Origin of the sequence: Staphylococcus sp. Marseille-Q5304 (assembly GCF_943737015.1) — a bacterium.
Taxonomy (GTDB): Bacteria; Bacillota; Bacilli; order Staphylococcales; family Staphylococcaceae; genus Staphylococcus; species Staphylococcus hsinchuensis.
This window is the reverse complement of sequence record NZ_CALSFP010000001.1, coordinates 1,197,739-1,213,561: the sequence shown is the minus strand read 5'-3', so window position 1 is coordinate 1,213,561 and position 15,823 is coordinate 1,197,739. Positions and strand designations below refer to the sequence as shown.

Below are 15,823 nucleotides of genomic sequence, written 5' to 3'. Positions count from 1 at the left end.
GTGGAGCTTACATCTGTTTATAAAGTTAAAGAATGGATTTTACAACAAATCAATCAAGGCGAGCTTCAAGACGGTGCGCAACTACCGAGCCACCTCGCAATTGCACGTGAACTTAAAGTTAAAACAGACGATGTGTTTGATGCAATTGATGAGCTAATTACTGAGCAGGTATTATCAAATCATTTAGAAGAGGGTGCGAGCGTTAAATCACAGCACCCATTCTTCTATCCCTTAGGGGAACTTGTCAGTATCAGTGATATGATTGAACAACATGGTTATCGTGCAGGTACAGAGTTCATTAGTTTTGACGAAAAGCCAGCCACTTCACTGGATGCAAAAAAATTAAATGTACCTGATAAAACTTATGTGACGATTATAGAACGCATTCGAACTGCAAACCGAATGCCATTAGTTTACTGTTTAGATAAAGTGCCAACTGATTTTATAACATGTATGCAATATCAGAATAGTGACGAATCTTTAATAGAAGCGATTGAACAACATACAGAGAAACGTGTTAAATTTGCTGAGACTGAATTGGAAGCAATCAGTTATGAGCCGCATATTTCTGATTTATTAGACGCTTCACCTCATGAAGGTTTAATGCTTTTAAAAATCATACACTATGATGAATTGAATCAACCTATATTTTATTCATTTAATTATTTTAAAAGTAGTTTAGTGAAATTTAAAACGGTAAGAAAGAAATTATAAATAACCATATAGTCAAGGGAGGCAAGTTCATTTGAATATTGAACCGCAGAATAATATACATATAAAAGTTATGCCTACATCTAAATTTAAAACTACAACCATAGCGTTAAAATTCATGGCACCTATGGACAGTGAAACAATGACGGCAAGGTCGATATTAAGCAAAGTTTTAATACGTGCTACGAAACAATGGCCTTCCGATAAAGTATTTAGTAAGGAGCTATCTCAATTATATGGTGCTTACGTAAATAGCTATGTTTCCAAATTTAAAGATAAACATGTCATTACGTTTACATTAGAATTAGTAAACGAAAAATACTTAACAGATAAAACGCCTTTATTCGAAAAAGGTTTAAATCTTTTGAAAGAAATGATTTGGAACCCGTTAGTTAATGACGAAGCCTTCGATGAAACGTTTGTTACTCAAGAAAAAGCATTACTAACAAAAAAGTTACAATCTATTGTAGACAATAAATCACAAATTTCGTTCTTAAATTTACTACAATACATGTTTGGTGAACAACCGTATAGACATTTATCTTCAGGACAAGTGGATTACATACCTCACGTTACGGCTGAGAATTTATATCATACATATCAATCTATGTTGCAAGATGATTTTTGTGCGGTTTATGTAGTAGGGAATGTGGATGAACAAACTGTGAAATCACAGGTTAATACATATTTTAATCTTAATTCTAAATCATATGCATTATCACTTGAAGCACCACAATTGCAAGAACATCAAAGACCTCAGGAAATAGAAGAATATGACGAAGTAGACCAAGCTAAAATTAACTTTGGTTATAAATTACCGGCAACTTTCGGGGATACTCAATATTTTGCAATTGCTGTGTTAAATATGATTTTTGGTGGAGACCCTTCTTCAATTCTATTTAACGAAGTTAGAGAGAAACAAAGTTTAGCATATTCAATTCACTCTCAAATTGATGCTAAAAATGGTTACATGTTTGTATTAAGTGGCGTTTCCGTAGATAAAGTGCAAACTGCAAAGGAAACGGTTATTAAAGAATTTGAGAAATTACAACAAGGCCAATTCTCTGAAGATAAATTAGAATTAGCTAAAAAAGTTATTATTTCTCAACGCCAAGAATCCCAAGACCGTCCAAAAAGTATGATCGAAATTTTAAATAATAATATTTTACTCGATGAACCACTTACGGAATCGATGATTATTAAAGAAATTCAACAAGTGACTAAAGAAGACGTGACGGAAGTGGCCAAACAAACGATATTGGATACAGTATATGTCTTGACGCAAGGAGGGGAACAAAGTGAATAAAACCTACTACCAACAAATAGATGAACACGTATATGATGACCAATTAAATAACGGTTTGAAAGTATTTATCATCCCTAAACCTGGTTTCCAAAAAACATTCGTAACGTATACAACGCAGTTTGGTTCGCTTGATAGTCGTTTTAAGCCACACGGTAGTGATGAGTATGTGAACGTACCAGATGGTGTAGCTCATTTTTTAGAACATAAATTATTTGAAAATGAAGACGAAGATTTATTTACAGCATTTGCTGAAGATAACGCACAAGTGAATGCGTTTACGAGTTTTGATCGCACAAGCTATTTATTCAGTGCAACGGATCATGTAGAACGTAATATCATACGTTTATTAAAGATGGTGGAAACGCCTTACTTTACTAAGGAAACCGTTGATAAAGAAAAAGGTATCATCGCTGAAGAAATAAAAATGTATCAAGAACAACCGGGTTATAAATTAATGTTTAATACGTTACGTTCAATGTATGAGACACACCCAATACGTGTAGATATAGCTGGAAGCGAAGAAAGTATATATAATATTACGAAAGATGATTTATATTTATGTTATGAAACATTTTATCATCCTTCTAATATGGTGTTATTTGTCGTAGGCGATGTTGATCCAGAGCATATTTATAATGTTATTGCAGATCATGAAAATAATAGAAATAAAACGAATCAACCAAAGATTGTGCGTGACCCTTTAAATGAAAAACGAGAGGTTAATCAGTCTTTTGTTAGTGAAAAGATGAAGATACAATCACCACGTCTTATGTTAGGATTTAAAAACCAAGTTATGGATGATATCCATGCTGAACAATTTGTAAAACGTGATTTAGAGATGACTTTATTTTTTGAACTTGTGTTTGGCGAAGAAACTGAATTTTACCAAACCCTATTAAATCAGCAACTCATAGATGAAACGTTTGGTTATCAATTTATGCTTGAACCATCGTATAGTTTTTCATTAATTACGAGTGCCACTGAAGAGCCTGACAAATTAAAGACGCTGTTATTAGATGAATTAAAGCAGTATCAAGGCAAGTTAAATGATCAAGAAGCATTTGAATTATTGAAAAAACAATTTATAGGAGAATTTATTTCAGGACTGAACTCGCCTGAATATATCGCCAATCAATATACTAAGCTTTACTTTGAAGGGGTCAGTTTCTTCGATTTATTAGAAATTGTAGAAAGTATTACGTTGGAAAGTGTCAATGAAACAGCTAAGTTATGCTTAGATATAGATCAAATGGTAGATAGTCGTCTGGAGATGAAATAAACTATGAAAGCGTTAGTTCTCGGTGGCTCAGGTACAATCGGCTCAGCAATTGTAGAACGGTTATTAGAAGATGGTTATGAAGTTATTGTTCACTACCATACTGCTGATATTGAATATTTAAAGGAAACTTATAAAAAACAACCGGTTCAGTTCGTACAGAGTGATTTACATAAGTCAATCGATTTAGCACATGATTTTGGTTTTATAAAACAGTTGGATTGTTTAATCTATTCACCTGGAACGGCTTTATACGGGATGATACAAGATATGACTGATGACGAGATTGACCAAAGTTATCATATTCATGTTCGGCAGTTAATTAGAATATGTAGGTATTTTGTAGATATACTGCGACAAAGTGACACTGGAAGGTTGATAGTTATCAGTTCAATTTGGGGTGAAACAGGCGCGAGTTTTGAATCTGTATACTCAGCTATGAAAGCTGCTCAAATAGGCTTTGTAAAAGCATTAAGCCAGGAGTTAGCGATGACACGAGTTACAGTAAATGCAATTGCCCCAGGGTTCGTGGATGGTGCAATGTCGCAAGCTTGGTCAGAAGACGAACTTGCACAAATGATACAAGAATTACCGCAACAACGTTTGATTCAACCAGAAGAAGTCGCACATTGTTGTAGTTATTTGTGTAATCCTATGTCACAAAGCATAACGGGCACTGTTCAAAAGGTAAATGGCGCTTGGTATTTATAAACGATAGACGCTGATTTAATTTATATTGAATGGTTAGTTTGGTTGTTTTTTAAATGATTTTTACACTAAATTTTTAAAAATGCTAGACGTATTATTTTTACAAGTCTATTATAATAGTATATAACCATTGGATAAACGAAGGGGTGTAAGCTGTATGGCAGTTGCAACAAAAAAAGAATGGTATCTTGAATATGAAATTTCTATCAACCGTGCTGGTCTTTTAGGGGATGTATCTAGTTTACTTGGTATGATGGGAATTAGCATTGTTACGATAAATGGTATAGATGAAGGCCGTAGAGGTTTATTAATCAAATCAGATAATTTAGAAAAGGTTAAAAGATTTGAAAAAATCGTACAAGAAATTGAAGATATTTCTATCACGAAGTTGCGTCAGCCTGAATTGAGAGATCGCTTGGCAGTACGTCATGGGCGATATATTGAACAAGATGCTGATGATAAAAAGACATTCCGTTTTGAACGTGATGATTTAGGTTTACTTGTTGATTTTATGGCTGAAATCTTTAAAGAACAAGGACATAAGTTAATAGGTATTCGAGGTATGCCACGTGTTGGTAAGACTGAGTCTATAGTTGCAGGCAGCGTCTGTGCGCATAAAAGATGGCTATTTATCAGTTCTACTTTAATTAAGCAAACTGTGAGAAGTTCATTAATCAAAGGGGAATATGATTCAGATCATGTTTACATTATCGATGGCGCTGTGACAGCAAGAGAATCAAGCCAAAAACACCAAGAACTCGTTAAAGAAGTTATGAGTTTACCTGCTGTTAAGGTAGTAGAACACCCTGATTTATTCGTAGAGACGAGTGATTATGAAATGAACGACTTTGACTATATTATTGAATTAAGAGAAAATGAAAACCAAGAAATTCAATACGAAGCGATGAAGCAACAAACAGTCAAGAGTAAAAATAACTTGGACTTTAGTGGTGACGGCTTTGGCGATGGTTTCGGTGACGGTTTTGGTTTATTAGAATAGTATATTTGATAAGTGTTGAGGAGGATTTACATCTTGAAGTCGATTGGTCAAACATTAAAGAGTAATAGAGAAAGCTTAGGCATGACGTTATATGAATTAGAATCACGTACGCAGATTAAACGCAGTACTTTAACTTTAATTGAACAAAATCAATTTTCTTCTTTAACAAACGAAAATTATGCTGAAGGCTTTATTAAAAAATATGCTAATGCGGTTAATGTTGACGCGAATCAATTAATTGATTCGCATAGAGACGAAATTCCCGATAGTAATCATAAATTAGATCGAACACTATCAGCTTTTTCTAAAGATGAGAAACCTACATATCGCTCTAAAGACAATGAACCATGGCAGTTAGCAATTACGATGAGCTTTGTTGTCATTATCACGGTTATCTTGTGGATTATAGCAGTATTGCTGTTTTAAGTTATTATAGAAATGAGGATTTAGTATGAATATACCGAATTGGATAACACTGTTTAGGGTTATCTTGATTCCGTTTTTTATTTTATTTGCGTTATGTAATTTTGGATTTGGTACAGTATCGATTTTAGGTGGATACGAAATTAGAATTGAATTATTAATCAGTGGTATTATTTTTGTAGTTGCATCACTAAGTGACTATGTCGATGGTTATTTAGCTAGAAAATGGCAACTTGTAACAAATATGGGGAAATTTTTAGATCCTCTAGCGGATAAATTATTAGTTTCAAGTGCACTGATTGTACTTATTGAAATTGGTTTATCTAATTCAGTTGTTGCGATTATTATTATCGCACGTGAATTTGCAGTAACAGGTTTACGTCTATTACAAATTGAACAAGGCTTTGTGAGTGCTGCAGGTCAATTAGGTAAAGTGAAGACAGCTGTTACAATGGTTGCAATTATATGGATTTTATTCGGAGATCCGTTTGCACATTGGATTGGCTTCCCTATAGGACAAGTTTTACTTTATATCGGTGTATTCTTCACCATTTTATCTGGTATTGAGTATTTCTATAAAGGTCGCGATGTATTTAAAGCGAAACATCAATAATTCATTAAAAAGTCTGAGACAGTAAAAGATGTCTCAGACTTTTGTTAACTAGGCAATAAATGTCTGAACTGAAAATGTGCATATACCAAGCTTTTTTCAATCCTAGTCATCATTGCCGAGGTGGGGCTACGAAATCTCTATTAAAAATTGATTTCTGTCCCATCCTTTTTTTATATAAAATTTCAAAAACTAATAGAGTTAAAACGAAATTTTAGTTTTTATACGCTTCTCGCTTTATAATAAGGAATGTAGAAATTTTATAGTTATAAATTTATATAAGAAGCGTAAGGAGGCATAAAGTGAAAATATCTATTATTGCTGTTGGTTCAGAATTACTGCTAGGACAAATTGTAAATACAAATGGTCAATATCTATCTAAATTATTAAACGGCATAGGGCATAGTGTTGTTGAACACGTTGTAGTAGGTGATAATCCGCAAAGATTAGAACGTGTCTTTAACAATGCACTGAATAATCATGATGCTGTAATATTTACAGGAGGATTAGGACCAACGAAAGATGATTTAACGAAACATACAATTGCCAAATGTTTAGATCGTGAACTTGTTACCGATCAAACGGCACTTGAAAGTATCGAACAATATTTTAACGATCAAAAAGTTGAGATGACTGCGAATAATCGTCAACAAGCACTTGTCATAGAAGGTTCACACGTATTAACGAATAAAGTTGGTATGGCACCAGGTATGCTTGTAGATCATCATGATAAAAAGATTGCCTTACTTCCTGGACCGCCTAGAGAAATGCAACCGATGGCAAAGGAAGAACTGTTACCACATCTCATGGATGACGAACGTATAATACATTCAGAATTATTACGATTTGCTGGTATTGGAGAATCTAAGTTGGAGACTGAGCTGCTTGATCTTATCGATGAACAGACGAATCCGACGCTTGCTCCTTTAGCGGGTGCTCACGAAGTTAATTTACGTCTTACTGCAAATGCAACTTCAGTTAAGAAATGTGAAAAGTTAATAAAGCCTATAAAAAAAGAAATACTTTCACGTGTGGGTAAATATTATTATGGTTCAGATGACATTGTTATCGAACAAGCATTTATGAACGAAATGAAACAATCATTTGCGATTTATGATGGTGTCACTGATGGAGAGTTATATTCAAGATTACAAAACTTTAACGAGGATTATAAATTACAAGGCATGTTACCGCATCACACACAATTTGTTCAAGATGATGCAACGATTGAGAGACAATTGTCAGTTGGAGCGACAATTGTAAAAGATTTATATAAAACTGATATAGGTATCGCCATATTAAATAAAGACGAAAATGTGTATTTAGGTATTTTAGAAAAGGGTAAACTTAAAATCCAAACATTTAAAATGTCAAAAAGGAACAAATTACAAAAATCTAGAACACAAAACTATGTACTCATCAGATTACTAAATTGGCTAAATTAAATAGATGATTGACTACAAAATTCAAAAATAGCACGTTTGTTCTCTTTTGAGTCTTTTCGCCTATAAAATTAACGAACAAATATTCGTAAAATACTTGAACTATGTTTAAATTCAAGGTATAGTATGAGTAAGATATTTTACAGAGATTATTCTCGTATAGGAGGTCCAGCATTGGATAACGATCGTCAAAAAGCATTAGATACAGTTATAAAGAATATGGAGAAATCATTTGGTAAAGGTGCAGTAATGAAACTCGGTGATAATAAAGGTCGCAGAGTTTCAAGTGTATCAAGTGGGTCAGTAACATTAGATAACGCATTAGGCGTAGGTGGTTACCCTAAAGGCCGTATAGTTGAGATTTATGGTCCAGAAAGTTCTGGTAAGACGACAGTTGCCTTACACGCTATCGCTGAAGTTCAGAAAAATGGTGGTATCGCAGCATTTATCGACGCTGAGCATGCATTAGACCCTGTATACGCTCAAGCCTTAGGTGTCGACATTGATAATCTTTACTTATCACAACCAGATCACGGAGAGCAAGGTTTAGAAATCGCAGAAGCGTTCGTTCGAAGTGGCGCTGTTGATATTGTAGTAGTTGACTCTGTTGCAGCATTAACACCAAAGGCTGAAATTGAAGGTGAAATGGGCGATACGCACGTAGGTTTACAAGCGAGATTAATGTCACAAGCACTACGTAAGTTATCTGCAGCTATTTCTAAATCTAATACTACAGCAATCTTTATCAACCAAGTACGTGAAAAAGTCGGCGTTATGTTCGGTAACCCTGAAGTAACACCTGGTGGTCGTGCATTGAAATTCTATAGTTCTATTCGTATTGAAGTTCGCCGTGCTGAACAATTGAAACAAGGTCAAGATATTGTTGGTAATAGAACTAAGATTAAAGTAGTTAAAAACAAAGTTGCTCCACCATTCAGAGTAGCAGAAGTTGATATTATGTATGGTAAAGGTATTTCTAAAGAAGGAGAGCTTATCGATTTAGGTGTAGAAAACGATATTGTTGATAAATCAGGTGCATGGTATTCATATAATGGTGACCGTATGGGTCAAGGTAAGGAAAATGTTAAAACTTACTTGAAAGAAAATCCAGAAGTGAAAAACGACATCGATCAGAAATTACGCGAGAAATTGGGTATTTTTGATGGAGATGTAGAAGAGTCAGAAGAAGAAAGTACTCCTGAAACACTTTTTGATGAATAAAATTAGAGTTTAACCACCAATATAATAGTTATATATGATATTCTATAGTTAGAGCGTATATATAAGGTATACGCTCTTTTTATATTAGAATAAATCTTATTTTTTGAATTATGAAGTTGTATTTAAGTGTTGTTATAAGTAGGTAAATTATTGAAATGGAAACCTTGACACTTATTTACTTAAGACCGTACAATTGTAGTTGTATGATTCTTATATAACTTCATATAATCATATTTGAATTTGATATAAAGAGCAAAAATCCTAGAAAAGGGGGTGTTTGTGTGGATTTATTAAACCTCCTACTCGTTTTGCTAGGTATTATTCTCGGAGTTGTTGTAGGGTATATGATAGCCCGTAATTTATTGCATCAAAAGCAATTACAAGCAAGACAAACTGCCGAAGATATTATCGCTCACGGTAAAAAAGAAGCAGATAATATTAAGAAGGAAAAGCTCTTAGAAGCTAAAGAAGAAAATCAATTCTTAAAAGAACAAAGTGAAAATGAACTTCGTGAGAGACGTGGTGATCTTCAAAGGCAAGAAACCCGACTTCTTCAAAAAGAAAAAAATCTAGATCGAAAATCTGATCTCTTAGACAAAAAAGATGAGATTTTAGAGCAAAAAGAATCTGAACTTGAAGAACAACAACAACAAGTAGATGCAAAAGAGAGTAGTGTTCAATCATTAATAAATAAGCATGAACAAGAATTAGAACGCATCTCTGGTCTCACTCAAGAAGAAGCTGCCCAAGAGCAACTTCAAAGAGTCGAAGATGAATTGTCACAAGATATTGCAGTACTTGTTAAGGAAAAAGAAAGAGAAGCTAAAGAAGCGGTCGATAAAAATGCGAAAGAATTATTAGCTACTACTGTTCAAAGATTAGCAGCTGAACATACAACGGAATCAACCGTTTCTGTTGTAAACTTACCGAATGATGAGATGAAAGGTCGAATTATTGGAAGAGAAGGCCGTAATATTAGAACATTAGAGACATTAACAGGCATTGATTTAATTATAGATGATACGCCTGAAGCAGTAATACTTTCAGGATTTGACCCAATTCGTCGAGAAATTGCTAGAACAGCTTTAGTAAATCTAGTATCAGATGGTCGTATACATCCGGGTCGCATCGAAGACATGGTCGATAAAGCCCGTAAAGAAGTAGATGATATTATTAGAGATGCTGGTGAACAAGCTACATTTGAAATTAACGTTCATAATATGCATCCAGATTTAGTGAAAATTTTAGGACGATTACAGTATCGTACAAGCTATGGACAAAATGTTTTAAAACATTCTATTGAAGTTGCTCACCTAAGTGGAATGTTAGCAGCTGAACTAGGAGAAGACGTTACAATAGCTAAAAGAGCCGGCTTATTACATGATGTTGGTAAAGCAATCGATCATGAAGTCGAAGGTAGCCATGTTGAAATTGGTGTCGAATTAGCTAAGAAATATGATGAAAAAGAAATAGTTATTAACGCTATTCATTCACATCACGGGGACGTAGAACCAACTTCTATTATTTCTATATTAGTTGCAGCAGCCGATGCATTATCTGCAGCTAGACCAGGTGCTCGTAAAGAGACGTTAGAAAATTATATTAGAAGATTGGAAAGATTGGAAACATTATCTGAAAGCTATGATGGTGTTGAAAAGGCATTTGCGATCCAAGCTGGTAGAGAGATTCGTGTAATCGTATCACCAGACAATATCGACGATTTAAAATCTCATCGCTTAGCAAGAGATATCAAAGACCAAATTGAAGATGAACTTCAATATCCAGGTCATATAAAAGTGACAGTTGTTCGTGAGACGAGAGCAATTGAATATGCAAAATAATCAGCTAGCCAATTCGGGCTAGCTTTTTTATTTGTACATAAATTCTATGAAAAATGGGTGTGGGAGAGAAATCGAATTTTCTAATAGAGATCTCGTAGTCCCACTAGTTAACAAAGAAGCTGAGACAACTATTTTTGTCCCAGCCTCTTTCTCAATTTAAATATATTTCTAATCTACTTATTATTCAAAAATGAGATTCAATTTATATTTAACTTATTTTAACTCTAAGTCTGCAGATTTTACTTCTTGAATGATTTCAGCAGTATCATAACAATTAGTTGCGATGTTAGCATATCTTTCAGCTAAACGGTACGCATTGATATATAGTTCTAAACTTTCTTTAGCGATATCTTCTGCGTCTTCACTTTTAGATGGATTTGCTGTAACTACTAAATCAGCAAAATGTTGTGGATCAATGTTAATTGACATATATTACAACTCCTATGTTTTGGTTTAGAAAAATTTTAATCTACTATTATTGATACCACTTGAACAATGATTAAAACTTATATTTATTTTAGATATTTTTAGAAGATACTTTTCTTCATATCTCATTTACTTTAAACTAGCAGTAAGAGAGGATGAACTTATAAATGAGAATATTATTTATTGGGGATATCGTAGGTAAGGTTGGTAGAGAAGCCATTTCAACTTATCTATCCAAATTAAAACAAACACATAGACCTACAATTACAATTGTAAATGCTGAAAATGCTGCCCACGGTAAAGGTATCACTGAAAAAATATATAAAGAATTATTACGCGAAGGCGTAGATTTTATGACGATGGGCAACCATACATACGGTCAACGTCAGATATATGATTTTATTGATGAAGCAAAACGTATGGTACGTCCAGCAAATTATCCGGAAGAAGCACCGGGAGTGGGAATGAGATTTGTCCAAATTAACGATATAAAGTTAGCGGTTATTAACTTACAAGGCCGTGCATTTATGCAAGATATAGATGATCCATTTAAAAAAGCGGATGCACTAATTGAAGAAGCTCAAAAAGAAACGGATTACATCTTCGTGGATTTTCATGCGGAAACTACATCTGAGAAAAATGCAATGGGTTGGTATTTAGATGGAAGAGTGAGTGCCGTTGTCGGTACGCATACACATATACAAACTTCGGACGAAAGAATCTTACCAGGTCGTACAGGTTACATTACAGATGTCGGAATGACTGGTTATTATGATGGTATATTAGGTATTAATCGTGACGAAGTGATTTACCGATTCTTAACGAGCTTACCACAAAGACATGTCGTACCTGACACAGGTCGTAGTGTATTATCAGGTGTAATTATTGACCTTGATAAAAACGGTAAGACAAAACACATTGAACGTGTTTTAATTAATGACGATCATCCTTTAACATAGTATCGTCCATTAGTATGAGTTTAGTATTGTACCACTTTTATCGTAGTATAAAGGTGGTTTATTTTGATATCATTAAATATAAAAGAAATTACCACTAGGAGGCAAGATGATATGAAATCACAAGTATCATGGAAAGTGGGCGGTCAACAAGGTGAAGGTATCGAATCAACAGGAGAAATCTTCGCAACTGCAATGAACCGTAAAGGATACTATTTATATGGTTATCGTCATTTTTCAAGTAGAATTAAAGGCGGACATACCAATAATAAAATTAGAGTATCTACAACACCCGTTCATGCAATAAGTGACGACTTAGATATATTGATTGCATTTGATCAAGAAACAATAGAAGTTAACCACCATGAAATGCGATCAGATAGTGTTATTATCGCGGATAGTAAAGCAAAGCCTGAAAAACCAGAAGACTGTCAGGCTCAATTAATAGATTTACCATTTACAGCAACCGCAAAAGAACTCGGCACAGCTTTAATGAAAAACATGGTTGCTATAGGTGCTACATGTGCAGTAATGCATTTAGAAACTGAAGATTTTGAATCTCTCATCACTAATATGTTTAGTAAAAAAGGTGAAAAAGTTGTAGAGATGAATATACAAGCGCTGCATGAAGGATATAAATTAATGACTGAGCATCTAGAAACAATCAAAGGTGATTATGAACTTGAAGCAACGACGAAGCAACCTCATCTTTATATGATAGGTAATGATGCGATAGGATTAGGTGCATTGTCAGGCGGTGCTAGATTTATGGCTGCTTACCCAATTACACCTGCTTCAGAAATCATGGAATATATGATTGAAAATCTACCTAAAGTTGGTGGTACGGTCGTACAAACTGAAGATGAAATTGCTGCTGCTAATATGGCAATTGGATCAAACTATGCAGGCGTTCGTGCCTTTACAGCGAGTGCTGGACCAGGATTGTCATTAATGATGGAAGCAATCGGATTATCGGGGATGACTGAAACACCATTTGTTGTCGTTAATACACAACGAGGTGGACCATCTACTGGACTTCCAACTAAGCAAGAACAGTCTGATTTAATGCAAATGATTTATGGTACACATGGTGATATACCTAAGATTGTTGTGGCACCTACTGATGCAGAAGATGCATTTTATCTAACAACAGAGGCATTTAACTTAGCTGAAATTTATCAGTGTCCTGTAATCATTTTAAGTGATTTACAATTATCATTAGGTAAACAAACAGTTGAAGATTTAGATTATAATAAAATCTCAATCAACCGCGGTGAACTTATCGATTCAGAAATTGAACGAGATGAAGGAGATAAAGCATACTTTAAACGTTACGCTTTAACTGAAAGTGGTATATCACCACGTCCTGTTCCAGGAACAAAAGGTGGTATTCACCATGTAACAGGTGTTGAACACAATGAAGAAGGTAAAACGAGTGAAGCGGCAGAAAATAGACAACAACAAATGGAAAAACGTATGCGTAAAACTGAGCATTTACTCATAGAAGATCCAGTAGAAGCAGATACGCAACACGACGAAGCAGATATTTTATATCTCGGATTTATCTCAACTAAAGGTGCGATTCAAGAAGGTAAGCAACGATTAGAGCAACAAGGTGTAAGTGTGAACCATTTACAAATTAGACAAATCCATCCATTCCCGAAAGAAACAATTCAACAAGCAATAGATAAAGCATCTAAAGTGGTTGTCATTGAACACAATTACCAAGGACAACTTGCAAATATAATTAAGATGAATGTCAATGTAGGCGATAAATTAGTAAACCAAACGAAATATAATGGTACGCCATTCCTTCCTAAAGAAATTGAGACAAAGGGATTAGAAATTGCCAAAGACCTAAAGGAGTTGGTATAAATGGCAACATTTAAAGATTTTAGAAACAATGTTAAACCGAATTGGTGTCCTGGTTGTGGTGACTTCTCAGTACAAGCAGCAATTCAAAAAGCAGCAGCAAATGTAGGGTTAGAACCTGAAGAAGTTGCATTAATTACAGGTATCGGTTGCTCTGGGCGTTTATCAGGTTACGTGAATGCTTATGGCGTGCACGGTATTCATGGTCGTGCACTTCCACTAGCTCAAGGTGTGAAAATGGCTAACCGAGATTTAAATGTCATTGTATCAGGTGGCGATGGTGACGGTTACGCAATAGGTATGGGACATACGATACATGCCTTACGTAGAAATATGAATATTACGTATATAGTAATGGATAATCAGATATACGGACTTACAAAAGGCCAAACTTCACCATCTTCCGCGCAAGGATTCGTGACTAAATCTACGCCAAAAGGTAATATCGAGCAAAATGTCGCACCATTAGAACTTGCACTATCTTCTGGAGCAACATTTGTAGCACAAGGCTTCTCAAGTGATATTAAAGCACTTACGAAAATGATAGAAGAAGCTATAAACCATGATGGTTTCTCATTTGTGAATGTATTCTCACCATGTGTCACATACAATAAAGTGAATACGTATGATTGGTTTAAAGAAAATTTAACTGATATCGAGGATATTGAAGGATACGATGTTACAGATAAATCAGTAGCTTCTCAAAAAGTACTTGAATATGATTCGTTAATTAAAGGCATTGTATATCAAGATAAAGAAACCCCTTCATTTGAGTCACAAATTGCTGAAATGGAAGGCAAACCGTTAGCTAAAAAAGATATTCAGTTAGAAGCAAATCAATTTGAAGAATTGAAAAAACAATTTATATAAACGGTTAAACTACTAACTTAATTAAATAGTTGATACTATACAGATATAAACGAAATATTTGTGTAGTGTCGACTATTTTTTGTTTTACTAAACTTTAAAGGAGCGTTTTAAATGGTAGACCGTTTTAAATCGATGACTGAACTCTTTGATGAAATGGAACAAGGCGTAGACTGGGAAGTTCAAGTACGTAAGTCAGATCAACCTATTCTCATAACTGCTGTACACGGTGGTGCGATTGAGAGAGGGACGACTGAACTAGGACGTTGTGTAAGTGACAAAGGAGATTACAACTTTTACACTTTTAAAGGTATTAGAAAGAATAAAAATAATGAATTACATGTTACGTCTGAACACTTTGATGACCCGACTTTAAATGAAATGGTAGAGCAAAACGACATTGCTGTTTCTTTGCATGGTTGTAAAGGAGATCAACCTGAAGTTTATATTGGTGGCAATGATGATTCACTTATTGAAAAAATAGAGCAAACTTTATCCGAAATTGAAGTTGTAGTTAAGCCAGCGCCGCGTCACATTGATGGTAAAGGGAAAGCAAATTTTGTAAATCGTTGTCAAAAAGGTGCAGGCGTACAACTTGAGTTAACAGAACAATTAAGAAAAGATTTCTTTAAAAATAAAAAGTTCAGCCTACATCATAGAGAAAATGAAGATAATTGGGACGATTTCATGTTTGATTTCGCAGAGGCACTTATAAAAGCTATTGAACAAGAAAGATAATATGCATATGATGATATTAAGAAAGAAATAATTAATTGAGCAAATAAACTTAAAGTAAAGGATGTCTTATATGCATGATACATTAATGAGTATTCAAATTATCCCAAAACCAGCTAACGGTGAAGACGTTATTCCTTATGTAGATGAAGCAATTAAAATTATTGATCAATCTGGGTTAAAGTATAGAGTAGGGGCTTTAGAAACAACGGTTCAAGGTGAAATGAGCGAGTGCCTAATACTTATTCAAAAATTACATGATCGTATGGTTGAATTAGAAGTTCCAAGTACCATTAGTCAAGTGAAGTTTTATCACGTTCCTGAAGGTATCTCAATAGAAATATTAACAGGGAAATATGACGAAAACTAAAATATTTTTAGATTATCACATTATGTCGAAAACACTATCTATTCATTAAAGGAGTAGAT

At 34.3% G+C, this 15,823-nt stretch carries 16 protein-coding genes; 15 read left to right on the top strand and 1 reads right to left on the bottom strand.

Going from position 1 to position 15,823, the window contains the following annotated elements; genetic code table 11:
* From NGI30_RS06095 to rny, 10 genes are all read left to right on the top strand, one after another.
* Positions 1 to 714, top strand: a complete 714-nt coding sequence (locus NGI30_RS06095; RefSeq protein WP_251516572.1) for a GntR family transcriptional regulator — start codon at positions 1 to 3, stop codon at positions 712 to 714.
* Positions 715 to 745: 31 nt separating this feature from the next.
* Complete coding sequence (gene yfmF, locus NGI30_RS06090) at positions 746 to 2,017, top strand: EF-P 5-aminopentanol modification-associated protein YfmF (RefSeq protein WP_251516574.1); 1,272 nt, start codon at positions 746 to 748, stop codon at positions 2,015 to 2,017.
* Positions 2,010 to 3,296 carry an EF-P 5-aminopentanol modification-associated protein YfmH gene (gene yfmH, locus NGI30_RS06085; RefSeq protein WP_251516576.1) on the top strand — a complete coding sequence of 429 codons (1,287 nt, stop codon included), beginning with the start codon at positions 2,010 to 2,012 and terminating at the stop codon, positions 3,294 to 3,296. Before yfmF ends, yfmH begins: the two co-directional genes overlap by 8 nt.
* A gap of 3 nt (positions 3,297 to 3,299) precedes the next feature.
* Positions 3,300 to 4,004, top strand: coding sequence for an elongation factor P 5-aminopentanone reductase (gene ymfI, locus NGI30_RS06080; RefSeq protein WP_251516578.1), 705 nt, complete (start codon positions 3,300 to 3,302; stop codon positions 4,002 to 4,004).
* Between the two features lie 154 nt (positions 4,005 to 4,158).
* A complete protein-coding gene (locus NGI30_RS06075; protein WP_251516582.1) occupies positions 4,159 to 5,001 on the top strand; it encodes a YmfK family protein in 843 nt (280 codons plus the stop codon).
* A gap of 33 nt (positions 5,002 to 5,034) precedes the next feature.
* The gene (locus NGI30_RS06070) at positions 5,035 to 5,427 is read left to right on the top strand and encodes a helix-turn-helix domain-containing protein (protein ID WP_251516584.1); all 393 of its coding nucleotides are present in this window, start codon (positions 5,035 to 5,037) and stop codon (positions 5,425 to 5,427) included.
* Positions 5,428 to 5,452: 25 nt separating this feature from the next.
* Positions 5,453 to 6,037, top strand: a complete 585-nt coding sequence (gene pgsA, locus NGI30_RS06065; RefSeq protein ID WP_251516586.1) for a CDP-diacylglycerol--glycerol-3-phosphate 3-phosphatidyltransferase — start codon at positions 5,453 to 5,455, stop codon at positions 6,035 to 6,037.
* 299 nt (positions 6,038 to 6,336) lie between these two features.
* Positions 6,337 to 7,479: a CinA family nicotinamide mononucleotide deamidase-related protein gene (locus tag NGI30_RS06060; protein ID WP_251516592.1), complete on the top strand. Its 1,143-nt coding sequence runs from the start codon at positions 6,337 to 6,339 to the stop codon at positions 7,477 to 7,479.
* Positions 7,480 to 7,650: 171 nt separating this feature from the next.
* Positions 7,651 to 8,697, top strand: a complete 1,047-nt coding sequence (recA, locus tag NGI30_RS06055) for a recombinase RecA (RefSeq protein WP_251516594.1) — start codon at positions 7,651 to 7,653, stop codon at positions 8,695 to 8,697.
* 281 nt (positions 8,698 to 8,978) lie between these two features.
* Complete coding sequence (gene rny, locus NGI30_RS06050) at positions 8,979 to 10,538, top strand: ribonuclease Y (RefSeq protein WP_251943040.1); 1,560 nt, start codon at positions 8,979 to 8,981, stop codon at positions 10,536 to 10,538.
* 213 nt (positions 10,539 to 10,751) lie between these two features.
* Here the strand turns inward: rny and NGI30_RS06045 are convergent, their stop codons facing one another.
* The gene (locus tag NGI30_RS06045; RefSeq protein WP_251516598.1) at positions 10,752 to 10,967 is read right to left on the bottom strand and encodes a hypothetical protein; all 216 of its coding nucleotides are present in this window, start codon (positions 10,965 to 10,967) and stop codon (positions 10,752 to 10,754) included.
* Between the two features lie 164 nt (positions 10,968 to 11,131).
* Here NGI30_RS06045 and NGI30_RS06040 point away from each other — a divergent pair, with 164 nt between their 5' ends.
* The 5 genes from NGI30_RS06040 (at position 11,132) to NGI30_RS06020 (ending at position 15,764) form a co-directional block, all read left to right on the top strand.
* Positions 11,132 to 11,923, top strand: a complete 792-nt coding sequence (locus NGI30_RS06040; protein WP_251516600.1) for a TIGR00282 family metallophosphoesterase — start codon at positions 11,132 to 11,134, stop codon at positions 11,921 to 11,923.
* Between the two features lie 111 nt (positions 11,924 to 12,034).
* Positions 12,035 to 13,795, top strand: coding sequence for a 2-oxoacid:acceptor oxidoreductase subunit alpha (locus tag NGI30_RS06035; RefSeq protein WP_251943038.1), 1,761 nt, complete (start codon positions 12,035 to 12,037; stop codon positions 13,793 to 13,795).
* Positions 13,796 to 14,662 carry a 2-oxoacid:ferredoxin oxidoreductase subunit beta gene (locus NGI30_RS06030; protein ID WP_251943036.1) on the top strand — a complete coding sequence of 289 codons (867 nt, stop codon included), beginning with the start codon at positions 13,796 to 13,798 and terminating at the stop codon, positions 14,660 to 14,662.
* Between the two features lie 111 nt (positions 14,663 to 14,773).
* Complete coding sequence (locus NGI30_RS06025; RefSeq protein ID WP_251516608.1) at positions 14,774 to 15,397, top strand: poly-gamma-glutamate hydrolase family protein; 624 nt, start codon at positions 14,774 to 14,776, stop codon at positions 15,395 to 15,397.
* Between the two features lie 70 nt (positions 15,398 to 15,467).
* The gene (locus tag NGI30_RS06020; RefSeq protein WP_251943034.1) at positions 15,468 to 15,764 is read left to right on the top strand and encodes a thiamine-binding protein; all 297 of its coding nucleotides are present in this window, start codon (positions 15,468 to 15,470) and stop codon (positions 15,762 to 15,764) included.
* Positions 15,765 to 15,823 lie beyond the last annotated feature (59 nt).